The sequence below is a fragment of the Microbacterium sp. UCD-TDU genome (assembly GCF_000340625.1).
Taxonomy (GTDB): domain Bacteria; phylum Actinomycetota; class Actinomycetes; order Actinomycetales; family Microbacteriaceae; genus Microbacterium; species Microbacterium maritypicum.
In genome coordinates this window covers 429,952-451,491 of record NZ_AOSO01000005.1, presented here as the reverse complement: position 1 = coordinate 451,491, position 21,540 = coordinate 429,952, and the positions used below count along the sequence as shown (strand labels likewise).

Annotated in this window: 23 protein-coding genes; 7 read left to right on the top strand and 16 right to left on the bottom strand. The window is 69.5% G+C overall.

All coding sequences use genetic code 11. The features are described from left to right. The first annotated feature begins 13 nt into the window (after positions 1 to 13). Both trpS and D514_RS38345 read left to right on the top strand, forming a co-directional pair. The gene (gene trpS / locus D514_RS22135) at positions 14 to 1,018 is read left to right on the top strand and encodes a tryptophan--tRNA ligase (RefSeq protein WP_081603831.1); all 1,005 of its coding nucleotides are present in this window, start codon (positions 14 to 16) and stop codon (positions 1,016 to 1,018) included. A 21-nt stretch (positions 1,019 to 1,039) separates the two neighbouring features. Then, complete coding sequence (locus tag D514_RS38345) at positions 1,040 to 1,777, top strand: hypothetical protein (RefSeq protein WP_236610904.1); 738 nt, start codon at positions 1,040 to 1,042, stop codon at positions 1,775 to 1,777. A 33-nt stretch (positions 1,778 to 1,810) separates the two neighbouring features. On the opposite strand, the gene pth is transcribed toward D514_RS38345, so the two are convergent. After that, a complete protein-coding gene (pth, locus tag D514_RS22125; protein ID WP_017828454.1) occupies positions 1,811 to 2,392 on the bottom strand; it encodes an aminoacyl-tRNA hydrolase in 582 nt (193 codons plus the stop codon). A gap of 100 nt (positions 2,393 to 2,492) precedes the next feature. Next, positions 2,493 to 3,104, bottom strand: a complete 612-nt coding sequence (locus D514_RS22120; protein ID WP_017828453.1) for a 50S ribosomal protein L25/general stress protein Ctc — start codon at positions 3,102 to 3,104, stop codon at positions 2,493 to 2,495. A gap of 224 nt (positions 3,105 to 3,328) precedes the next feature. Here D514_RS22120 and D514_RS39360 point away from each other — a divergent pair, with 224 nt between their 5' ends. Further along, positions 3,329 to 3,454 carry a hypothetical protein gene (locus D514_RS39360; RefSeq protein ID WP_017828452.1) on the top strand — a complete coding sequence of 42 codons (126 nt, stop codon included), beginning with the start codon at positions 3,329 to 3,331 and terminating at the stop codon, positions 3,452 to 3,454. A gap of 12 nt (positions 3,455 to 3,466) precedes the next feature. On the opposite strand, the gene D514_RS22115 is transcribed toward D514_RS39360, so the two are convergent. The 7 genes from D514_RS22115 to D514_RS22085 all read right to left on the bottom strand — a co-directional run bounded on the left by D514_RS22115 (position 3,467) and on the right by D514_RS22085 (position 9,985). Next, positions 3,467 to 3,961, bottom strand: coding sequence for a gluconokinase (locus D514_RS22115; RefSeq protein WP_017828451.1), 495 nt, complete (start codon positions 3,959 to 3,961; stop codon positions 3,467 to 3,469). After that, a complete protein-coding gene (locus tag D514_RS22110) occupies positions 3,958 to 4,995 on the bottom strand; it encodes a zinc-binding dehydrogenase (RefSeq protein ID WP_017828450.1) in 1,038 nt (345 codons plus the stop codon). The genes D514_RS22115 and D514_RS22110 overlap by 4 nt, the downstream gene beginning before the upstream one ends. Before the next feature lie 16 nt (positions 4,996 to 5,011). Next, on the bottom strand, positions 5,012 to 5,743 hold the full coding sequence (locus tag D514_RS22105; RefSeq protein ID WP_017828449.1) for a fumarylacetoacetate hydrolase family protein: 732 nt from the start codon (positions 5,741 to 5,743) through the stop codon (positions 5,012 to 5,014). Continuing rightward, a complete protein-coding gene (locus D514_RS22100) occupies positions 5,743 to 6,528 on the bottom strand; it encodes an SDR family oxidoreductase (RefSeq protein ID WP_017828448.1) in 786 nt (261 codons plus the stop codon). The genes D514_RS22105 and D514_RS22100 overlap by 1 nt, the downstream gene beginning before the upstream one ends. Then, positions 6,525 to 7,943 (bottom strand): MFS transporter, encoded by a 1,419-nt coding sequence (locus D514_RS22095; RefSeq protein WP_017828447.1) that lies wholly within the window; start codon positions 7,941 to 7,943, stop codon positions 6,525 to 6,527. The genes D514_RS22100 and D514_RS22095 overlap by 4 nt, the downstream gene beginning before the upstream one ends. A gap of 139 nt (positions 7,944 to 8,082) precedes the next feature. After that, positions 8,083 to 8,871 carry an IclR family transcriptional regulator gene (locus tag D514_RS22090; protein ID WP_017828446.1) on the bottom strand — a complete coding sequence of 263 codons (789 nt, stop codon included), beginning with the start codon at positions 8,869 to 8,871 and terminating at the stop codon, positions 8,083 to 8,085. 55 nt (positions 8,872 to 8,926) lie between these two features. Then, complete coding sequence (locus D514_RS22085) at positions 8,927 to 9,985, bottom strand: D-2-hydroxyacid dehydrogenase (protein WP_017828445.1); 1,059 nt, start codon at positions 9,983 to 9,985, stop codon at positions 8,927 to 8,929. A 98-nt stretch (positions 9,986 to 10,083) separates the two neighbouring features. Between D514_RS22085 and D514_RS22080 the strand changes: the two genes are divergently transcribed. Together D514_RS22080 and gndA are read left to right on the top strand one after the other, a co-directional pair. Continuing rightward, positions 10,084 to 10,974, top strand: coding sequence for an NAD(P)-dependent oxidoreductase (locus D514_RS22080; protein ID WP_017828444.1), 891 nt, complete (start codon positions 10,084 to 10,086; stop codon positions 10,972 to 10,974). A gap of 56 nt (positions 10,975 to 11,030) precedes the next feature. Beyond that, on the top strand, positions 11,031 to 12,479 hold the full coding sequence (gene gndA, locus D514_RS22075) for an NADP-dependent phosphogluconate dehydrogenase (protein WP_017828443.1): 1,449 nt from the start codon (positions 11,031 to 11,033) through the stop codon (positions 12,477 to 12,479). A 74-nt stretch (positions 12,480 to 12,553) separates the two neighbouring features. Here the strand turns inward: gndA and D514_RS22070 are convergent, their stop codons facing one another. The 4 genes from D514_RS22070 to D514_RS37945 form a co-directional block, all read right to left on the bottom strand. Next, entirely contained in the window at positions 12,554 to 13,279 is a 726-nt protein-coding gene (locus D514_RS22070; RefSeq protein WP_051056544.1) for an ABC transporter ATP-binding protein, read from the bottom strand. 74 nt (positions 13,280 to 13,353) lie between these two features. Further along, positions 13,354 to 14,814, bottom strand: a complete 1,461-nt coding sequence (locus D514_RS22065; RefSeq protein WP_017828441.1) for an ABC transporter permease — start codon at positions 14,812 to 14,814, stop codon at positions 13,354 to 13,356. A gap of 87 nt (positions 14,815 to 14,901) precedes the next feature. Further along, a complete protein-coding gene (locus D514_RS22060; protein WP_017828440.1) occupies positions 14,902 to 15,561 on the bottom strand; it encodes a bifunctional 4-hydroxy-2-oxoglutarate aldolase/2-dehydro-3-deoxy-phosphogluconate aldolase in 660 nt (219 codons plus the stop codon). Continuing rightward, on the bottom strand, positions 15,558 to 16,475 hold the full coding sequence (locus D514_RS37945; RefSeq protein WP_017828439.1) for an SMP-30/gluconolactonase/LRE family protein: 918 nt from the start codon (positions 16,473 to 16,475) through the stop codon (positions 15,558 to 15,560). Before D514_RS37945 ends, D514_RS22060 begins: the two co-directional genes overlap by 4 nt. A 136-nt stretch (positions 16,476 to 16,611) precedes the next feature. Between D514_RS37945 and D514_RS22050 the strand changes: the two genes are divergently transcribed. Then, complete coding sequence (locus tag D514_RS22050; RefSeq protein WP_236610895.1) at positions 16,612 to 17,505, top strand: dihydrodipicolinate synthase family protein; 894 nt, start codon at positions 16,612 to 16,614, stop codon at positions 17,503 to 17,505. Beyond that, positions 17,502 to 18,221: an SDR family NAD(P)-dependent oxidoreductase gene (locus D514_RS22045; protein ID WP_017828437.1), complete on the top strand. Its 720-nt coding sequence runs from the start codon at positions 17,502 to 17,504 to the stop codon at positions 18,219 to 18,221. The genes D514_RS22050 and D514_RS22045 overlap by 4 nt, the downstream gene beginning before the upstream one ends. Positions 18,222 to 18,291: 70 nt before the next feature. Here D514_RS22045 and D514_RS22040 read toward each other — a convergent pair whose 3' ends face one another. Genes D514_RS22040 through D514_RS22030 form a run of 3 tightly spaced genes read right to left on the bottom strand, consistent with a single transcriptional unit; the run spans position 18,292 to position 21,450 of the window. Beyond that, entirely contained in the window at positions 18,292 to 19,605 is a 1,314-nt protein-coding gene (locus D514_RS22040; protein ID WP_017828436.1) for an ABC transporter substrate-binding protein, read from the bottom strand. A gap of 49 nt (positions 19,606 to 19,654) precedes the next feature. Continuing rightward, positions 19,655 to 20,512: a carbohydrate ABC transporter permease gene (locus D514_RS22035; protein WP_017828435.1), complete on the bottom strand. Its 858-nt coding sequence runs from the start codon at positions 20,510 to 20,512 to the stop codon at positions 19,655 to 19,657. Beyond that, positions 20,512 to 21,450, bottom strand: a complete 939-nt coding sequence (locus tag D514_RS22030; protein ID WP_017828434.1) for a carbohydrate ABC transporter permease — start codon at positions 21,448 to 21,450, stop codon at positions 20,512 to 20,514. Before D514_RS22030 ends, D514_RS22035 begins: the two co-directional genes overlap by 1 nt. Positions 21,451 to 21,540 lie beyond the last annotated feature (90 nt).

Sequence of the window (21,540 nt, the reverse complement as noted above, 5' to 3'; positions counted from 1 at the left end):
TAGGATTGATCCCGTGACGAGACCTCGCCTTTACTCCGGAATGCAGCCCTCCGCCGACTCCCTCCAGATCGGCAACTACATCGGCGCGCTGCTCCAGTGGCGGGAGCTGCAGAGTTCCTACGACGCCTATTTCTCCGTCGTCGATCTGCACGCGATCACCGTCGCCCAAGATCCGGCAGAGCTGCGTGAGAAGACGCGTCGTACGGCAGCGCAGTACATCGCCGCCGGCATCGAGCCCTCGCTGTCGACGCTGTACGTGCAGTCGCATGTGCGCGCTCACGCCGAGCTCGCGTGGATTCTCAGCACCATCACCGGCTTCGGCGAAGCCGGTCGGATGACGCAGTTCAAGGACAAGTCCTCGCGCTACGGTGCGGACTCGACCAGTGTCGGCCTGTTCACCTACCCGGTGCTCATGGCCGCAGACATCCTGCTCTACCAGACCGATGTGGTGCCGGTGGGCGATGACCAGAAGCAGCACGTCGAGCTCACGCGCGATCTCGCCGAGCGTTTCAACTCGCGATTCGGTGAAACCTTCACGGTGCCGATGCCCGTCATCCAGAAGGAGACCGCGCGCATCTACGACCTGCAGAACCCGACGTCGAAGATGTCGAAGTCTGCCGAGAGCGACGCCGGCGTGCTGTGGATGCTCGACGATCCGGCGAAGTCGGCGAAGAAGGTCATGCGCGCGGTGACCGACAACGAGGGCTCCGTGCGGTTCGACCGCGAGAGCAAGCCCGGCGTCTCCAACCTGCTCACGATCTATGCGGCGCTCACGGGACGCCAGGTCGCCGCGATCGAGGACGAGTACGCGGGACGCGGTTACGGCGATTTCAAGAAGGGCCTGGCCGAGGTCGTCGTCAACGAGTTCGAGCCGGTGCGCGCCCGCGCCCTCGAGCTGCTCGACGATCCCGCCGAGCTCGATCGCATCCTGGCCGAGAACGCCGCCCGCGCCGATGCCGTCGCCGACGCGACGCTTTCGGACGTGTACGACCGGGTGGGTCTGCTCCGGCGCGTCTGACGCTCGCCTTAGGATGGGGGCGTGACTGATCCGCAGCTGCCTCCCCCGTCCGGTGCCGTGCCCTCCGAATCGCAGGTGCCGCCCGAGACGTCGGTCCCGTCGGTGCCGGCAGCGCCTGCAGGTGCGGTCCCACCTCCTCCGGCCTTCCCCGCGCCGCCCGCGTTCTCCGTCCCGCCGGCCTATCCGGTTCCGCCGGCGTACCCGGCAGGTCAGGCCGCACCTCCTGCCCCCGGTCACCCGGCGTATGCGGCAACGCCCGGCTCTCTCCCGTCCGCTCCTGCTCCCGGATACCCTGCGGCCCCTCCCGGGGCGTACCAGGTGCCCGTCGGCGGCTACGCCGCACCTGCGGGCGCGTACGCCGTGCCGGAGACGACGCCCCGTCGGTCCGGGCTGATGGGGATGCTCGCGCTGATCTCCGCGCTCGTCGCCGCGATCGTGATGCCCATCGTCGCGGGCATCAACGCCTTCGCGATCGGCCGCGTCATCCCGCCGAGCATGACGACGTACAGCGATGATCTGCGCATCTTCGCCCCGGTACGCGATCAGGTGCTCTGGACGGAGCTCTCCTTCTGGGCGGGCACGATCCTCGGCATCGCGGCGATCGTGCTCGGTATCATCGCGATCCGCAAGAAGCAGGGCCGCGGGGCCGGTATCGCGGCGCTCGTCGTGGCCGTCCTCGGCGCGGTGATCTTCTCGATCGTCCTGGTCATCGCGCTGGGCGCGGGAAGCGCCACCGGCCTCGCCGGCTACACCGCCTGATCGGTCGTCAGCGGTCGGGCGTCGCCGCGCGGCTCACCGGGGTGCGTGGTGCTTCTGCTGCGCTGCGAGAAGGCCTTCGCCCACCAGCAGCTCGACCGCGTCGGCGGCGTCCGCGACGAGGATCGGCAGGTTCGGCCGCTCCTCCTTGCCGAACGGGGCGAGCACCCAGTCCGCGGGATCCTGGCGCCCGACGGGACGGCCGATGCCCACCCGCACGCGCGGGAAATCGGCGGTGCCCAGGGCGCGTGCGACATCGCGCACGCCGTTGTGTCCGCCGTGACCGCCGCCGGTCTTGAGCTTGACCGTGTCGAACGGGATGTCGAGCTCGTCGTGCACCACGATCACGTGCTCGGCGGGGACCGAGTAGAACCGGGCCAGAGCCGCCACGGGCGTGCCGGAGACGTTCATGAAGGTGTTCGGCTTGGCCAGCACCACCTTGTCCGCCCCGGGGCGCAACCACGTCTCCACGACGCGCGCTCCTCCCTTGTGCTCGCGGAACGCCTCGCTGCGTCGCGAGGCCAGTTCGTCGACCACCATCTGGCCGATGTTGTGCCGTGTGGCCTCATAACGGGGGCCGGGGTTGCCGAGCCCGACCACGAGCCAGGTCGATGCCATGTCCTCGTCCTCTCACTGCCCGGGGTGCAGAGCCTCGGTCAGGATACGACAGAGGGGACGCGATCGGATCGCGCCCCCTCTGTGATGAATCAGCCGGAGATCACTCCGCGGCGGCCTCTTCTGCCGCCTCGGTCGCCGCGGCGGCCTCGCCCTCTTCGTCATCCTCGGTGGGTGCAGCCGGGACGGAGATCGCGACGACGAGCACCTCGGGGTCGGAGAGCAGCGTGGAGCCCTTGGGGAGCTTCACGTCGGCGCCGGTGATGTGCGCGCCCTCTTCCAGGCCCTCGACCGAGACCTCGATGTTCTGGGGGATGTGGGTGGCCTCGGCCTCGATCGACAGCGTGGTCGCATCGAGGTTGACGATGGTGCCCGCAGCGGACTCGCCCGTGACGACGATCGGGACGTCGATGGCGACCTTCTCGCCCTTCTTCACGACGAGCAGGTCGATGTGCTCGATGATCTGGTGCACCGGGTCGCGCTGGACGTCCTTGACGAGGGCGAGCTGGCCCTTGCCCTCGATGTCGAGCTCGAGGAGAGCGTTGGCGCGACGGATGATGAGCGAGACCTGGTGGCCCGGCAGCGCGACGTGCACCGGCTCGGTGCCGTGGCCGTAGATGACGGCGGGGATCTTGCCGGCGGCGCGGAGGCGGCGGGCGAAGCCCTTGCCGAAGCTCTCGCGGAGCTCGGCCTGGACCTTGGTGTCTTCAGACATGGGGTTCTCCTTCGGGGCACGCAGCGAAGGCGCCGCGCGGTGGTCTTGGAATTTTCGAACTCGCTGACGCAGGAGGAAAGCCACCGGGCTTGCTTCGCCGCGTCGATAACGGATGTTCGCGCACGCGCAGAAGCATCCCTCGCCGAGGTACAGCCTCAATGGTACCGGATGACCCGATAGGCTGAGGACACCGGTCCTTTTTCTGCAGAACACGGAGAACCCCCATGCTCGACGGCGCCTTCCTCTCGCACGCACTCCTCTGGCTGATCGGCGCCATGACCGTGTGCGCTGCCGTCACGTCGTTCATCGCACTGTTCGCGATGGGCCGCTCGGGGTACCGCAAGGACTGACCTCCGCAGGACTCAGCGCGGCAGCCGTGCCGCCGCGGCGATGACGGCGGATGCGGTCGGAACGTCCGCCGACTCGTCCACCCTGATGCCGTGCTCATCGGCTTCGAGGGACTCGAGCGTCTGGAGCTGCGAGTCCAGGAGCGCCGCCGGCATGAAGTGATCGGTCCGCAGACGCATCCGCTCCTCGAGCACGGCCCGACCGATCGCGAGTTCCGCGAAGAAGGTGTCCGGCGCCTCGGCTCTGATGACCTCGCGATAGGCACGTCGGAGTGCCGAGCACGCGACGACGATCCGCTCCTCGGCCTGGAGGGTCTCGCCCACGAGGCGGAGCCAGGGCTGCCGATCCGCGTCGTCCAAGGGGATTCCCGCCGCCATCTTGCGGACGTTCGCTGCCGGATGCAGGTCGTCGCCGTCGATGAACCGCGCACCGAGAGCATCGGCGAGGAACGCCCCCACCGTCGACTTTCCCGAACCGCTCGGGCCCATCACGACGATGCGCACACTCATGCCTCCCGGCCGAAGTCGATGAGCACCTTGCAGGAGCTCGCGGGGTCGGCGGCCCGTGCGAAGGCGTCGAGCGCATCGTCCACCGGCAGCACGTGGCTGATGATACCGCGCACGTCGAGGCTGCCGTCGGCGAGGGCGGCGATGACCTCGTCGAACTCCGCCCCGAAGCGGAAGGAACCGCGCAGCGTGAGCTCGCGGGTGATGGCGGTGGCCATCGGCGCCGGCACCTCTCCTCCGCGCTGGAGCCCGAGCATCACCACCGTGCCCCCGCGGGCGGCGGCGGAGACGGCGGCCGAGAGCCCGGGGACGGTTCCGCTGGATTCGATCACGACGTCGGCGTGCAGCTCGGAGATCTCACTCTCGGCCCGTGCATCGATCGACCGGATGCCGCGGGCTTCGGCGATGTCGCGGGGCTGCTGCTGAAGGTCGGTGACGATCACGGAAGAGGCCCCTGCGCGCTGCGCCACCGCCGCGACGAGCTGGCCGATGGGGCCGGCACCGATCACGACGACCCGCAGACCACGCACATCACCCGCACGCTGCACACCATGCCAGGCGACGGCTGCGGGCTCGGCGAGCGCCGCCGTCTCCAGGTCGAGACCGGCGGGAAGCGCGTGCAGCATGCGTGCGGGCAGGGCGACGCGGCGCGCGAAGGCCCCCTGGGTGTGCGGCAGGTGCATCGCCGAACCGAGATACGTCGACGCCGGCGCGAGGTTGGGATGCGCCGCCGGCCAGGGGGTGCGTCCGTCACCGTGCGCGGTGAGCGGATGGACGGCCACGGGAGTGCCGACGGCGGGCCCCGTGCCATCGGCCGCGGCGACGCAGACGACGCCGGACACCTCGTGTCCGAGGATCATCGGCTCACGCAGCACCGAGGCACCGGCGGCTCCGTGGCGCCAATAGTGGAGGTCTGATCCGCAGATGCCGCCGTAGGCGATGTCCACGACGGCTTCATCCGGTCGGGGCGCCGGGGCGCCGATGTCTTCGATCCGCAGATCCTCGGCGGCGTGCGCCACCACGGCGAGGTTGTTCACCGCACTCCTTCCTCGGTCACACGAATGCCGTGACCAGCTCGATTCCCGCGACCCTGACGGTCACGGTCTGCCCGGGCTCCACGGGTGTCTGGGAGTGCGGAGCGCCGGTCATGACGACGTCTCCCGGTCCGAGCGGCGACCACGCGGCCACGTAGGCGAGGCATTCCCGGATCGACATGGGCAACTGCCTGCTTCCCGTCTCGGCGACGAGGCGTCCGTCGACCTCCACCTCGAGGCTCACGTCGTCGATCCCGACCTCGGTGTCGATCCAGGGGCCGAGCGGGGTGTAGCCCTCCCCCGACTTCGATTCGAAGTTGCGGGGGTCGAACGCTGCGCGATCCGGGCTCGAGAGGTCGTTCACCGCAGTGACGCCGAGCACGTACTCGTGCGCGTTGTGCACGGTCAGCCCCGGAGTGGGGCGCCCGATCACGACGGCGATCTCGCCCTCGGCGACCTGGGCACCGGCATCGCGACGCATCACGACCTCGGCACCGCTGCCGATCACCGTCCGCGGACTCTTGAGCCACGCCTGCACCGGCGACACGTGCTCCGGCCCGTTCTGGGCGATGCCGACGATCACCACGGGGTCCACCGGCGCGATCATCGCCGCGTCGACGGCGTCTCCTTCATCGCTCGGCAGACGCCCCTCGGCGAAGGCGACGAAGGGATCGGCCAGCAGGATCAGCCCTTCCTCCGTCTCGCGCACCCAGCGGGGGCCGTCGGCGGTGTCGATGCGCCCGAGACGCATCAGACGACCGCCGTCATGCCGCCGTCGACGAACAGCGTCTGCCCGTTGACGAAGTCGCTCGCGCCACTGGCGAGGAACAGCAGGGCGCCGACGAGGTCCTGGGTATCTCCCCAGCGGCCGGCGGGCGTGCGTCCGCGCACCCACTGCGAGAACTGCTCGTCCGCGACGAGCGCCTTCGTGAGCGCGGTCGCGAAGTACCCGGGAGCGATCGCGTTGGCCTGGATGCCGTGCGGGGCGAGGTCGGCGCACAGCCCCTTCGTGAACATCACGATGGCACCCTTGGTGGCCGAGTAGGCGGCGATCGAAGGACGTGCGAGCTGCGACTGCACGCTGCCGATCTGGATGATCTTGCCCGAGCCGCGGGCGATCATCCCGGCGGAGACCCGTCGCGACAGATGGAAGACGCTGGAGAGGTTGGTCTGCACGAGCGCGTCCCAGTCCTCGTCGGCGAACTCCGCGATCGGCGCGCGGCGCTGGACCCCGGCGTTGTTCACGAGAATGTCGGGGGTTCCCACCAGACGCTCGACCTCGGCCATGCCGGCATCCACCGCCGCGGCGTCGGTCACGTCGAAGACGACGCTGTGCACGACGGCTCCCGTGGCGTGCGCGATCTCGTCGGCCGATGTCCGGGCCTTGACGGCATCCCGTCCGTGTACGACGACGGTCGCGCCCGCGCCGGCGAGCCCCGCGGCGAGTGTCCTGCCGATCCCCTGGCTCGACCCCGTGACCAGCGCTGTGCGCCCCGTCAGATCGAAGGCGGCGAGTCCCGCAGGCAGCGCGGTCATCGGGCCACGGCCTTGATCGACACCGTGGTGGCGAACACGTCGTCGCCGGCCTCGGCCCTCGAGACCTTGATCGCGTCGTCGACACGGGTGAGGTCGCGACGAAGGGTCTCGGGCGCGAGGAACGTCGATGCGGTGGTGATGAGGGCGAGCACGGCCATGTAGATGGCCAGCAGCACCCAGTTGCCGTCGCTCACCGCGATCAGGTAGGCACCGAGGACACCGGCAAGACCACCCGCGAGCACGGCCGAGATCTCGCGGGCCATCGCGACACCCAGGTAGCGGTGGCGGTTGCCGAAGAGCTCGGGGAGCATGGCGCACTGCGGTCCGAGCATGCTGTTCACGGCGACACCGATGCCGATCGCGATCACGCCGATCGCCACGGCGTAGTTTCCGAGCGACAGCAGCCACCACGCGGGGAAGGTGTAGACGAGCATGAACACCGCCCCGAAGCGGTACACCGTACGGCGACCGAAGCGGTCGGAGAGGTGGCCGGTGAACGGCACGGAGAACACGCCGATCAGCGATCCGAGGGTGACACCCCACGTGAGCAGGCTCTTGTCGGCGTTGTCGCCGATCACGGTGACGAAGAACGCGAGTCCGAGCGTCTGGAACATGTAGGAGCCGCCGTTCTCGGCCATCCGCAGACCCACACCGACGATCACACCGGGCAGCCCGTGCGTGAAGATCTCCCTGATCGGGCGGTCGGCGACCTGCTCGTGCTTCTCGAGCTCGATGAACGTCGGCGTCTCGCGCAGTCGCATCCGGATGAACAGCGCGAGCAGGATCAGCGCGAAGGAGGCGAGGAACGGCACGCGCCAGCCCCAGCTCAGCAGCTGGTCCTCGGGGAGCAGCGTGATCAGGCCGAAGACGACCGCGGCGAGCAGCGTTCCCGCCTGGATGCCGACGAATGGCAGGGCCGAGAAGAAGCCTCGGCGCTTCACCGGCGCATACTCGGCCATCAGCACGGTCGCGCCCGCCTGCTCGGCCCCGGCCCCGAAGCCCTGCAGCAGACGCATCAGCACCAGCAGGATCGGCGCCCAGACACCGATCGCGGCGTAGGTGGGCAGCAGACCGATCGCGGTGGAGGCTCCGCCCATCAGCACGATCGTGGCGACCAGGACCCACTTGCGCCCGAGCTTGTCTCCGAGGACGCCGAAGAACAGGCCGCCGAACGGACGAGCGAGGAACCCGACGCCGAAGGTCGCGAAGGCGGCGACCGTGGCCATGGCCGGGTCGTCCTGAGGGAAGAACAGCACGTTGAAGATCAGCGCGGTCGAGAGGCCGTAGAGCGCGAAGTCGAAGTACTCCAGCGCGCTGCCGATGCTCGACGCGAGTGTCGCGCGACGCAGGTTCGCCGCGTACTCCGGGTCATCGGACGCTGCTCGGACGGGGGTGCGGGGGTCGGTCACGGCCATCTCCTTCGATCGGCTTCGCCTGCGGCGTGACCCCGACTGTACCAGCCCGTTGGATTGTGTTCAACCCTTTGGACCGGAGTCAGGCGCACGAAAAGCATGGCCCTCCATAAGGGCTCCGCCGGTTGCGCGGCGCGAGGGGTCAGCGCCGGACGGCGGCGCTGAACGGGTTCGTCAGCGCCGCGGCGGCCTCGCGCAGAGCCTCACCCACGCGCTCGATGCGCTCGTAGTCGGCTTCGGCGGCGCGGATCGCCACTCCCAGCGCGAGGGGCGGATCGGTCGGAGCCCAGCCCTCCAGCGGCACGGCCACGCCGACGATGCCACGGAAGGACTCCTCGGCGTCCAGCGCCCAGCCTCGGCGGCGGGCCGTGGCCAGCACTTCCAGAAGGCCGGACATGGTGGTCGCACTCCGCTCGGTGAGCTGAGGGAAGACGGCATCCTCGCCGAGGAGCTCGACCACCTCGGTGTCACTCATCGCCGCCAGGAGCGCGCGGCCCGTCGCCGACAGCGGGGCCGGGAGCCGCGAGCCGAGCGGCGTGCCCAGCCGGAGCGACCGCGATCCCTCGTGCCTGGCGAGGTAGAGCGCATCGGTGCCGTCGAGCATCGCGACCTGGACGAGCTCGGAGGCGAGCTGCGGGGAGGCCTCGCACACGCTGTAGAACTCGCGCACCTGGTTGAACTGCGCCGCGAACGCTCCTCCGAGCTCCGCGGTGCGCACCCCGAGACGGTAGCCCTGCGGGGTGCGGTCGACCATGCCGCCGGCCTCGAGCGCCAGACAGAGGTTCGCCGTCGACGACTTCGCCAGCCCCAGGTCTCCCGCGAGCTCGGTGAGGGTACGCGGGCCACCGGCCTCGGCGAGGATGCCGAGCAGGCGGATGCTGCGAGTCACGGCCGGCGCGGGGTCGCGTCCTTCGCGGGTGTCGTCGTCCATGGCCGCGCCTTCCGCCTTCAGGGATTCCTGCAGGCGGTCGCCGCCTGCAGGCCGATCAGTAGAACTCGACCGTATCGACCACGGCGGTCAGCGGCTCGCCATCGAGTAGGCGCGCCGCGTTCTCCGCGAAGCGGCGGGCGATGCGCTCCTCCTCCTTCGAGCTGAGGGCCGCGGTGTGCGGGCTCACGAGAACGTTCGGATGGCCCCAGAGCGGCGAGGCGGCATCGAGGGGTTCCTGCTCGAAGACGTCGAGAGCCGCGAACGCGATCCGACCGTCGTCGAGCGCACCACGCAGAGCGGTCTCGTCGACAACGGTGCCGCGGCCGACGTTGGTGATGATCGCTCCCGGCTTCACGGCCTCGAACACCTCGGCGCCGATCAGATGATGGGTCTGCGCAGTACCGGGAAGGGTGACGACGATCGCGTCGACGTGGGCCACCACGTCGATCAGCTCGTCCAGCGGCACCAGGCGATCCACTCCGTCCACCGGCTCGCCGGACCGTGTCGTTCCCCACACTCGCGCGCCGAGCGCGTGGAAACGTCGCGCGCACTCCGCGCCGATGCCGCCGAGGCCGACGACCAGCACGGTCATCTCGTCGAACTGACGCATCTCCCAGCGGTCGGGCCAGGTGCGGGTGCCCTGGTCGGCGAGAAGACGCGGGAGGTTCTTCGCGCCCGCCATGACCCCGAACACCGCGAACTCCGCGAGCGGTCCGCCGTGCACGCCCGCACTGGTGGTGAAGACGACGCGGTCGAGCTGCTCGCGATCGAGACCGGCGGCCTTGACCGAGGCACCGCCACCGGCAGCGGTCGTCATGACCCAGCGCAGCCGCGGATTGGCAGCCACGGTGCGCGCCAGCGCCGCCGCATCCACATCGGGGATCCCGAACAGCACGTCGGCCGAGTCGACCATCTCATCGAAGGCCTGCTGCTCGCTCGGTGTGCGCACGTGGTCCGGGTCGCCGGACCAATCGGCGGGTCCGCGCATCGGCGGCATGAGCGCGTGATCGCGGATCACCTCGACGCGAGGCTCGAGCTCCTCGATCAGCCGACACAGGTCTTCCGCCAGCGGTACCGCCACGACGGCGCGCAGCTTCTTCTCGGTCCCCGTCATGCTGGTCCCTTCCTCGGGAAGTCTGGATCCCTCACCTTAGCCCAGTTCCAGCAGGTTGGACACTGTTCTATCTGTTGGATTGTTGCTACCGTGTGCGCATGACCATCTCATCCGTCACCGTCGGCGTCGTGGGCCTCGGCGCCATGGGCCGCCCCATGGCCGACCATCTGCTCGCCGCACACGGCCGGCTCGTCATCCACGCGCGGCGCCCGCAGCCGGAACTGCTGGCCGCCGGAGCCTCCTGGGCGCAGACGCCACGCGAGCTCGCCTCCAGAGTAGACGTCCTGCTCATGATGCTGCCGGACCTCCCTCCGTTCGAGGCCATGCTCGACGGCCCCGACGGACTGCTCGCCGATGCCGGCGACCTGCTCATCCTCATCGGCTCCACCTCCTCGGCGCCCGCCGTCCGCGCGTTCGCGGAGCGTGTCTCGGACCAGACGGACGGCCGGGTACGTGTCGTGGACTGCCCGGTCTCGGGCGGCGAGGACGGGGCGATCGCCGGAACCCTCTCGATCATGCTCGGCGGCGCCCCGGACGACGCGGCCGTCGCGGCAGAGGTGCTCGCCCCCTGCGGCACACCCGTCCTGCTCGGCCCGCTCGGTGCCGGCGAGGTCGCCAAGGCCTGCAACCAGCTCGTGGTCTCCGCGACGATCATGGCGCTCGGCGAGGCCACCGTGCTCGCCGACCGCTCCGGCCTCGATCTCGACGCGTTGTGGTCGCTGCTCTCGGGCGGATATGCCGGATCGCGGCTTCTGGACAGCCGTCGTGAGAAGCTCATCACCGGCGACGACTCCCCCAGCGGTATCGCGCGGTACATGGTGAAGGACCTCGGGTTCGCGGCCGACATCGCTGATGCCACCGGCACCTCCCCCGTCCTGCTGCCCGCCCTGCGCGCAGCCTTCGACGAGCTGGTCGCCGCCGGTCTCGGTGACCGCGACATCGCCGTGTCACGACGCTTCATCGCCTCTCGTGACACAGGTGGCCACTGACCTGCCGTACAGCGATACGCTGAAACCACCCCTTCTTCACGATCGAGGAGCCTTCTGTGCCCGAAGCATCAGCGAACATCGGAGTCGTCGGACTCGCCGTCATGGGATCGAACCTCGCCCGCAACCTCGCCAGCCGCGAGGGGAACACGGTGGCGATCTTCAACCGCAGCTACGAGAAGACCCAGACGCTCCTCGACGAGCACCCCGAGGCCGGCTTCGTCCCGGCCCGCACCTACCAGGAGTTCGCCGACTCGCTGCAGAAGCCGCGTACCGCGATCATCATGGTCAAGGCCGGCGGCCCGACCGACGCCGTGATCGACTCGCTGGTCGAGGTCTTCGAGCCGGGTGACATCATCGTCGACGGCGGCAACGCCTACTTCCCCGACACCATCCGTCGTGAGAAGGCCGTGCGCGAGACCGGCATCAACTTCGTCGGCGCCGGCATCTCCGGCGGCGAGGAGGGCGCCCTCACCGGCCCCTCGATCATGCCCGGCGGCTCCGACGAGTCCTGGATCACGCTCGGACCGATCCTGAAGTCGATCGCCGCGATCGCCGAGGGCGAGCCGTGCGTCACCCACGTCGGCCACGACGGCGCCGGTCACTTCGTCAAGATGGTGCACAACGGCATCGAGTACGCCGACATGCAGCTGATCGCCGAGGCCTACGACCTCATCCGCCGCGGCACCGGCAAGTCGCCGGCCGAGATCGCCGAGATCTTCGCCGAGTGGAACAAGGGCGAGCTCGAGTCGTACCTGATCGAGATCACCGCCGAGGTGCTGCGCCAGGTGGACGCCTCCACCGGCCAGCCGCTGGTCGACGTGATCCTCGACCAGGCAGGAGCCAAGGGCACCGGCGCCTGGACCGTGCAGACCGCACTGTCGCTGGGCGTTCCCGTCTCGGGCATCGCCGAGGCGACCTTCGCCCGCTCGCTCTCCTCGCACCCCGAGCAGCGCGCCGTGTCGCGCGACCTCCCCGGCCCCGAGGAGGAGTTCTCCGTCGAGGACACCGAGGCGTTCATCGAAGACGTGCGCCTGGCGCTCTACGCGTCGAAGATCGTCGCCTACTCGCAGGGCTTCGACGAGATCCGCGCGGGTGCGGCCGAGTACGGCTGGAACATCGACCTCGGCGCGATCTCGAAGATCTGGCGCGGCGGCTGCATCATCCGCGCCCAGTTCCTCAACCGCATCGCCGACGCCTACGCCGAGACCCCCGACCTGCCCGTGCTGCTCACCGCCCCGTACTTCACCGAGGCGATCACCCGCGCCCAGGCGCCGTGGCGCCGCGTCGTGATCGCGGCCGCCGAGGCCGGCATCCCCGCGCCCGCGTTCTCGTCGTCACTGTCGTACTACGACGGCATCCGCGCCGACCGCCTCCCCGCAGCGCTCGTGCAGGGTCAGCGCGACTTCTTCGGCGCGCACACCTACAAGCGCGTCGACAAGCCGGGCACCTTCCACACGCTGTGGTCGGGCGACCGCACCGAGATCGAGGCGGAAGACACGCACTGACGTCTCGCCGTCGAAGGGCCGGGTACCGCGAGGTACCCGGCCCTTCGTGCATCGCACCACGATGCCGCACTCCCCTACTTCGTGATGTCCTGCACCACGCCCTTCGTCAGACGCAGCCGCCGTGTCGCATGACGCGCGACCGCCGAGTCGTGCGTCACGACGATGATCGTGATCCCCTCGGCGCACAGCGATTCGAGCAGCGTCAGGATCTCGTCGCGCATGCTCTCGTCGAGATTGCCCGTCGGCTCGTCGGCGAGGAGCACGCGCGGCCTCTTCACGATGGCGCGTGCGATCGCGACGCGCTGCTGCTGCCCTCCGGAGAGCTCGGTGGGCAGATGGTCACCCCTGTCGTCGAGCCCGACGTGGGCGAGTGCCTCGGCCACCCTGGTGCGGCGCTGCGCCCTGTCGAGGCCGAGGGGCTCGAGCGCCATGTCCACGTTCTCCGTGGCGGTGAGCGTGGGGATCAGGTTGAACCCCTGGAACACGAAACCGATCTCCTGCGCCCTGATACGGCCGAGCTCCTTCGCCGAGGCCGATGCGAGCTCTCTGCCGTCGAGCAGGAGCGAACCCGTCGACGGCGTGTCGAGTGCCCCGAGCAGCTGCAGCAGCGTCGACTTCCCCCCGCCTGTCGGCCCTTGGATCGTGACGAACTCGCCGGGCATGATGTCGAGATCCACTCCGGTGAGCGCCTTCACGATGCGGCCCTTCTGCGTGTACGTCCGCGTGACGCCCGCCACGCGGTAGAGCGGGTGCTCGTCCTCGCGTCGTGGCGTCGTCGGCTCGAGGTCTGCGATGGTCATGCGGTTCTCCTTCTCGTGGAACGACTGCTCGGGCAATGGCGTGCGCTGTGGGACATCGTCCGTGTGCTGAATACTCATGCGACCGACCGCAGCGCTTCCGCAGGGCTGAGTCTGGCGGCACGCCAGCCGCCGAATGCGCCTGCGACGAGTCCGCCGAGCACGGCGAGACCGATCGCCGCCACCAGCACCCACGGCGTGAAGGGCGCCTGGAGGACGACGTCGGCGGCGGGAGTCTGGAGCATCCCGCCCCCACCGCCGGTAGGACCGGCGCCCATGCCTGCGGGGCCCGCGCCCTGACCCGCGCTGCTCGCGGCGACCGTGGGCCTGAGGACGTTGATCAGCACGATCCCGGCGATGCCGAGGACGAGCCCGACGGCGCCCCCGATCAGCCCCTGCACCATCGATTCGCCTGCGACCTGCCGCACGACGCGACCGTTCGACCATCCGATCGCCTTGAGGGTGCCGAACTCCCTCGTGCGACGCCCCACGCCCGACAGCGTGAGCAGCACCGAGAGCACCACGGCGACGACGAGCACGATGATCGAGAGCCACGTGCCGAGGTTCGTGATCAATGCGGTCGCGCTGGAGAGCGAGCCGGAGACGGTCGAGGCGAGCTCGGACTGGGATGTGACGGTCGCGTCGGGGAGTTCATCTGCGAGAGCCGCCTGCACGGCGTCGATCGAGGCGGCGGAGTCCGCCTGCACGTAGACGGTGGAGATGACGTCGTCGACACCGGCGAGCGTCTGCGCAGTGCTCAGCGGCAGGTACACGTTCGCCGCTGTGTCCGCGCTGTCCGAGGTCGAACCGAGGATGCCGACGATCTCGACATCGGAGCCGGCCACGTCGATGGTGTCCCCCACCGAGAGCTCGTTCGTGGCGGCATAGGTGCGGTCGACCAGCGCGACGAGCGCCTCATCGTCAGCAGCATCGAAGCCGCGACCGTCCGTCACCTCGGCGGAGGCGAGCGGGCCCACCGTGGTCTCGGCGGGATCGATCCCGAGCACCGAGAAGGAATCGACGCCGAAGGATGCTCCGCCGCCCTGTCCGGCGTCCGGCGGTGCCTGTCCGGCCTCGGGAGCGGACGGCTGCTCACCATCCTGCTGTCCGAAACCGCCACTGGGCATCTCGCCGGAGAAGGTGGAGTTCGTCAGACTCAGCGCCCCAGACGCGGCAGCGACGCCGTCCGTGCCGGCGACGGTGTCGAGCACCGAGGAGTCGAGAGTGCCGCGCAGGAAATCGGTCCGCAGCATCGACTGCGCGAGGGTGGTGGTCTCGCCGTCGCTCTCCCCGGCGCCCGCATCGAAATCGAAGCGCGGCCCCTCGCCCTGGCCCGGCTCCGTGGTCGCGCCGGTCACGGTGAGGTCGGTACCGACACCGTAGACGGAGGCGAGGGCCTGCGCCTGTGCGTCGCGCACTCCTGCGGTGAGGGCGTTGACGACGATCACGAGGGCGATCGCGATCGCCAGTCCGATCGCGACGATCATCGTCTGCTTCTTGCGGCCGGCCAGTTCGCGCCGCAGATATGTTCCGTACATCTCTCTCCTTCCGCCGCGGCCATCGCGGGGCGAGATCGACGTTAGGAATCGCGCATATGCGAGATCGAGGGACAGGTGATGAGGAACCTATGGAAGGCGCGGATCATCCGGCGCGCACGCCTGGACGAACGCGCCGGCGCGAACCGCGAGCGCCTCGAGGTCGCCGCCGGGAGCCGTGGCGTCTCCGACGAGCGGCCCGCCCACCCCGATGCCGAAAGCACCCGCCTCGAGATACTCGGCGACCGTGTCGACGCGCACACCCCCCACCGGGATGATCCGCGCCTGCGGGAAGGGGTCGCGCACGGCACGGAGGAAGCCGGATCCGAGCGCCGACGCGGGGAACAGCTTGACAGCCGCACTCCCGAGGTCGTGGCCCCGCTGGATCTCGGTGGGCGTGTAGACGCCCGCCAGCACACCGATGCCCTGGCTGACCGCATAGGGGACGGAGGCACTGAGGGTGGGCGTGACCATGAACTGTGCACCGGCGGAGACCGCTCGTTCGACATCGGCCTCGTCGAGCACCGTGCCCGCACCGACCAGCGCCGTCGCCGGGGCGTCCTGCGCGACCTGCGCGATCGCCTCCTCCGCGTCCTGCAGGGTGAGGGCGATCTCGAGGGTGAGCACGCCCACCTGAAGCAGCGTCCGCGCCGCGGCGACCGTGGCGTCGACATCCGTCCCCCGCAGGATCGCGACGAGCCGGGTGCTGCGCAGCCGCTCCTGCAGCTCGGCGTTGTCGACGGTGCTCACGATGCGTCCTCCTCCACGGAGCCGGCAGATGCCACGATCGGCGCCCCGCCTCCCCAGGGGAAAGCGGGTGCACCGCCGACGTCGACCCGCACGCCGAGCAGGGCGCCGTCGGCATCCGTGGGGTCGGAGAGCCCGATGCTCGCCGTCGTGATCACGAGCAGCCGGTCCACGAGCGCCACCGCGGTGGGCCGCTTCGCCGGAAGGCTGATCGTCTCGACGAGCTCACCCGCGGGCGAGTAGCGGCGCACCTCGGAGGCGTCCCAGACCGCGACCCAGAGCATGCCGTCGAGGTCGATGGCCATGCCGTCGGGGTTGCCGCCCTCGACCCGGCACAGGGTGCGGTGGTTCGAGAGCTCGCCGTCGGGCGCCACGTCGAAGGCCTCGATGCTGCGGTGCGGGAGCGTGTCGATGTAGTACAGCGTCGAGCCGGTGCGGTCGAAGGCGAGTCCGTTCGACACGGTCACCCCGCTGAGGCGAGCGGTCGGCTCGCCGTCGGGACCGACGCTCCACAGCGTGCAGTGGGGGTCGCGGGGCATCGACTGACTGCCCACCCAGAACCGCCCCGACGGATCACCGCCGCCGTCGTTCATGTAGTCGCCCGGCCCCGCGATGTCGCCCGTGAGGGGAGAGACGACGCCGTCATCACCGACATGCACCACGCGGCGGTCGACGCCGACGAGCCAGCCCGCCCCCGGCTGCGCGAGCGGGATCGGGGCGCCGATCTGCGCGCCGACGACGACCGCGGTCTCGGGAACCACCCGTCCGTCTTCGATGCGTCCGCGATGCAGCGAACCGGTCGCCATGTCGATCCAGGCGAGGCTCCCGTCCCGACCGTCCCAGCGCGGCGATTCGGCCTGGACGTAACGGGCGTCGGAGAGGATCTCGACGCGTCGGGAGGTCTGGGTGTGCGGCATCCGGGTCATCCTTTGCTGGTAGCTCGTAACCGTTATGTGGCAGACTATCTCACAATATGCATAACACTTGCGAGAAATGTGGACACACGATGATGAAGCGGGGAAACAGCTGATGGCTCCGACACTCCACGGCTTGATGCCCATCCTGGCAACACCTTTCGACGAGTCGGGCGCCCTCGACCGCCAGGGTCTGCGCCGGCTGGTCGAGTTCCAGCTCGCGTCCGGCGTCGACGGCGTCGCCGTCTTCGGCATGGCGAGCGAGGGCTTCGCCCTCACCACCGAGGAGCGACGCACGATCCTGGACGATGTCGTCCGGGTGGTGGACGGCCGAGTCCCCGTGATCGCCGGCGTCAACGGCACCTCCACGGCGACCTCGATCGAGCAGGCGCTGCTCGCGGAAGAGGGGGGCGCTGACGCCCTCATGGTGCTTCCGCCGTTCATGGTGAAGCCCCCGGCCGGCACGCTCGTCGACTTCTACGGGGACGTCGCCGACGCCACTTCGCTCTCCGTCATGGTGCAGGATGCCCCCGGCGTCACCGGCGTCGTGATGGCACCGGCGCTGATCGCCGAGATCGCCCGCCTCGACGGCGTCGACTCCGTCAAGGTGGAAGCTCCCCCGACCGCCCCCAAGGTCGGAGCGGTGGTCGCGGCCATCGGCGATCCCGCCTTCGCCGTGCTCGGCGGGCAGAACGCCCAGTTCTGCCTTGAGGAATACGCCAGGGGCGCCGTCGGCACCATGCCCGCGTGCGAGTTCCCCGACCTCCTCGGCCCCGTGCTCGCCCAGTTCCTCGAGGGGCGCGTCGACGAGGCTCGCGCCGAGTTCCGTCGTATGCTCCCTCTCGTGCTCATCGGTCTGCAGGGCGGCATCGCGTGGGCGGTGCACAAGGAGGTCCTCGTCGCGCGTGGCGTGATCGATCATGCGACCGTGCGCTACCCGGCCTCACGCCTGGACGCCGGCAGCCGCGCCTCGGTCAAACTCGTGATCGACGAGCTCGCCCTTCCGCCGATCCCGGCCACGGTGCGCGTGTGAGCGGCCGCGGTGTTCTGCTGATCGGCGGCAGCTCCGACATCGGCCTCGCGATCGCCCGCGCCTTCGTCGACGGCGGAGACGCCGTCGTCGGAGTGGGGCTCGAGCACTCCGACGACCCCGTCTTCGCGCGTTACCTCGTCGCCGACTGCAGCAGACCCGAGGCCGCCGACCGTGCCGTCACGGACGCGGAGCAGGCGCTGGGCCGACTCGACGTCGTCGTTCTCGCAGCAGGGCGTATGCCGATCGCCCGCGCGGAGGACACGAGCGACGAGGACTGGCGCGGCGCGGTGGGCGCCACACTCGACTCCGCGTTCTTCGTGGCGCGAGCGGCCCTCCCCCGGCTCTCCGCGGGATCGTCGATCGTCGCGGTGACGTCGGTCAACTCGTCCCTCGCCGCACCCGCCCTCCCCGCGTACGCGGCCGCCAAGGCGGGCGTCGACGGCCTCATCCGGCAGCTCGCCCTCGACAACGGCCCCCGCGGCATCCGCGTGAACGCCGTGCAACCGGGAAGCATCTCGGCCGCCGACACGGGCGAGAGCGAGGGATACCCGCTCGGACGCATCGGCCGCCCGGAGGAGGTGGCGTCGGTGGTGGCGTTCCTCGCCTCCGACGCCGCCTCCTTCGTCACCGGCACCTCCATCGCCGTCGACGGGGGGCTGTCGATCTCTTCCCCCGCGGCCTGGCTGAAGCCGGTACTGCGGGAACGCTGGCTCTGAGCCGCGCACATCGACGAAGAAGGCCGCGTCCCCTCCCGGGACGCGGCCTTCTTCGTGAGCAACGCTCGGATCAGGCGTTGGCGTCGAGGAGCCCCTGCACTTCCTTCTTCAGCGCGTTGAGGCCGGCCTGCGCCTCGACCTGACCCGCGAGGATCGTCGCGACCCCCGCTCCGATCGCCGCATCGATCTGTGCGGTCACGGCGACCCGGTCCCACGCGGCACCACGCGCGTGCTCGGAGACCTCGGTGCGGAACGCGCCCTGGAACTTGTCGGCGGCGAGAGCCGGGATCTTGTCGGCCACGCTCTTGGCGGCGGGCGCCACGGCAGAGTTCTCGTAGAGCGCGGTCGCCGCTTCCACGTTCGTCGCCGCGTAGAGGATGAAGTCGCGGCTCGTGAGCTCGCCCTCACCCGCCGTCGCGAAGACGCCGCTGCCCCAGGCCCGGTTGTACGAGTCCTTGCCACCGGCGGTCGGACGCGAGATGGCACCGATGTTGTCGATGATGTTCTGGGCGGCGCCGTTCGTCTTGACGAAGGTCGACGCGAGCGGGGCGTCGTCGTACAGGGCCGCCCGCCCGCTCGCGAACAGGATGCGGGCATCGCTGCGCGCCACGTTCGTCTGCGTGAGCCCGGCGTCCTGCAGCGACTTGTACCAGGTGACCGCCTTGACGCTCTCGGCGTCTCCCAGGGTGCACTTCAGGTCGTCGGTGACGACATCGCTGCCGAAGCCCCACATCCACGGGACGGCGTCCTTCAGGTCGGGGTTCTTGGTGACAGCGGCGTACGGGATCAGCGAGGAGTCCTGCTTCTTGATCTTCTCGAGCGCCGTGGCGAACTGCTCCACGGTCATGCCCGAGGTGATGCCGACGCTCTTGGCGATCTCGCCGTTCGTGATGATGCCGATGCCGGCGGCCGTCAGCGGCAGCACGAGCAGCTTGCCGTCCATCGTGTACGAGTCGAGCACGCCCTGCGGGATGCCCAGCCCCTTCGCGAGGTCGGAGAGGTCGGCGAGCACGTTCATCGGGGTCAGCACCTGCCAGCCGCCCGACTGCCCGACGCCCATGAGGTTGCCGGAGCGTCCGGTCAGGGCCAGCTGCGTGGCGGCCTGATCGTACGGGTAGATGACCGGGGCGACCTTGACGCCCTCCTGCTTCGAGAAGCCGTCGAGGATGCCCTGCCACGCCGACTTCAGGGCTTCCTCGCCGAGCGAGTTGCCGTAGAAGTTGATGGTCTTGGCCTTCGTGGCTCCGGCGGCCGTGGCCCCGGCGCCGGTGCCGGGCGCGGCGGGCGTCGCGCAGCCGGCGAGCGCGAGAGCGCCGAACGCGGCCAGGACGGTTCCGCCTCCGAGGAAGGCTCGGCGGCTCAGCTGCGAGTTCGAGAGGTTCATGAGACTGCTCCTTCGGGGTGAGGGGGACGAGCTGTTCTGCGGTGCATCGCTATCCCTTGACCGCTCCGGCGGCGAGGCCGGACACGAAGTAGCGCTGCAGGAGGATGAAGATGAGGACGAGCGGCAGGGAAGTGATGAGGGACGCCGCCATGAGCGCCGGCCAGTCGGCGGTGCCCTCGCGGATGAACGCCTGGGTGAGACCGGCGGGCAGCGTCTGCTTGTCGGGGCCGGCGAGCGTGAGCGCGAAGAGCAGATCGCTCCACCCGCGCATGAAGGCGAACATGCCCGCGGTGATGAGGCCGGGGACCACGAGCGGGAACACGATGCGGAACATCGTCCCCGTGCGCGAGAGCCCGTCGACCTTGGCCGCCTCGAGGATGTCGTCGGGAAGGGCGTCGATGATGCCCTTCAGCAGGAACACCGCGAGCGGCAGCGTGAAGGTTGTGAACGAGATGATCAGCGCCGTGTAGCTGTACAGCAGACCGGCCGAGCTCAGCATCAGGTACAGCGAGATGAGCAGCAGTGCACCCGGGATCAGCTGGCCGATCAGGAACATGAACATGATGGCGTTGCGCCCGCGATAGCGGAACTTCGACAGCGAGTAGGCCATCAGCCCGCCGACCAGGACCGCGAGCAGGGCGGTGCCGGTGGAGACGATGATGCTGTTGAGCAGGTTCTTCAGCAGCAGGTCGTTCTGGAAGAAGCCGATGAAGTTCTCGAACGTCGGGTCGACCGGGAAGAACGGACGGTCGAGGGAGAAGACGTCCTCCTTCTTCGTGAAGGCGGTGGCCGTGAGCCAGTACACCGGCAGCAGGCCGAACAGGGCCAGCAAGAGGAGCAGGACGCGCCCCGGGATGGACAGGTGGGGGCGGATGATCGACTCCCCCACGTCGCGACTACGGCGCATCACTTCTCCAGCCGTCGGTTGAGGAACAGGTATCCGCTCGTGATGATCGCCAGCAGCACGAGCCACAGCGCGCCCATGGCGGAGGCCTTGCCGAGCTCGTAGCTGCCGAAGGCGAGGTCGTAGAGGCTGACCGCGAGCGTCGTGGTCGAGTTGCCGGGTCCGCCGCCGGTCATGACGAAGATGGTGTCGAAGTTGCCGAAGTTGTAGATGAACTCCAGCACCGCGACGAGGGTGACGGGGCCGGCGATGTGCGGCAGCGAGATGTGACGGAACCGCTGCGCGCGGGTCGCGCCGTCGATCGTGGCGGCCTCGATCTGCTCGCTCGGGAGGGTCTGCAGCACCGCGAGCGCGACGACCATGATCCACGGGAACGAGTGCCAGGTCTTGGCGATGACCACGGCGGCCATGGCGCCGGTGGGGGTGCCGAGCATGCTCACCTCGGGCAGGCCGAAGACCGAGAGCACATGGTTGACGACGCCGTAGCTGTCGTTGAAGATCCACGCCCAGAGGAAGGAGACCACGACACCAGGGAGCAGCCACGGCAGCATGAGGGCGCCGCGCAGGATGTTGCGTCCGCGCATGCGGGCGTTCAGCAGCAGTGCCAGCGCCACGCCGAGGACGAGGGGGAAGACCGTGGCGAGCGACGCGAACACGACGGTCGTGCCGAGCCGGGCGAAGAACTCCTCCCAGACGGCCGCATAGTTGTCGAAACCCACGAACGTGCGCTCGGGGCGCAGGAGCGATTGGTCGAAGAGGCTCGTGAAGATGCTCGACACGAGAGGGAAGATCGCGATCACGAGGAACAGCAGGACCGCGGGAAGTGCGATCATGAAACCGAAGGTGCGATCCTTCGCGCCCAGCGTGGAGCGTCGCCCGGAGCGTGGCTCGACGGCCTTCTGCTCGCTCTCTGCGGGCCGCTCGAGTATGGCTTGTTGCATTGCAGTCACTTTCCAGTAGAGACGACCCCGTGGGGCCCTGCGCGTCGTCGTCACAGTCGTCAACGTCGACGTGCGGCCAGTTAACCACAA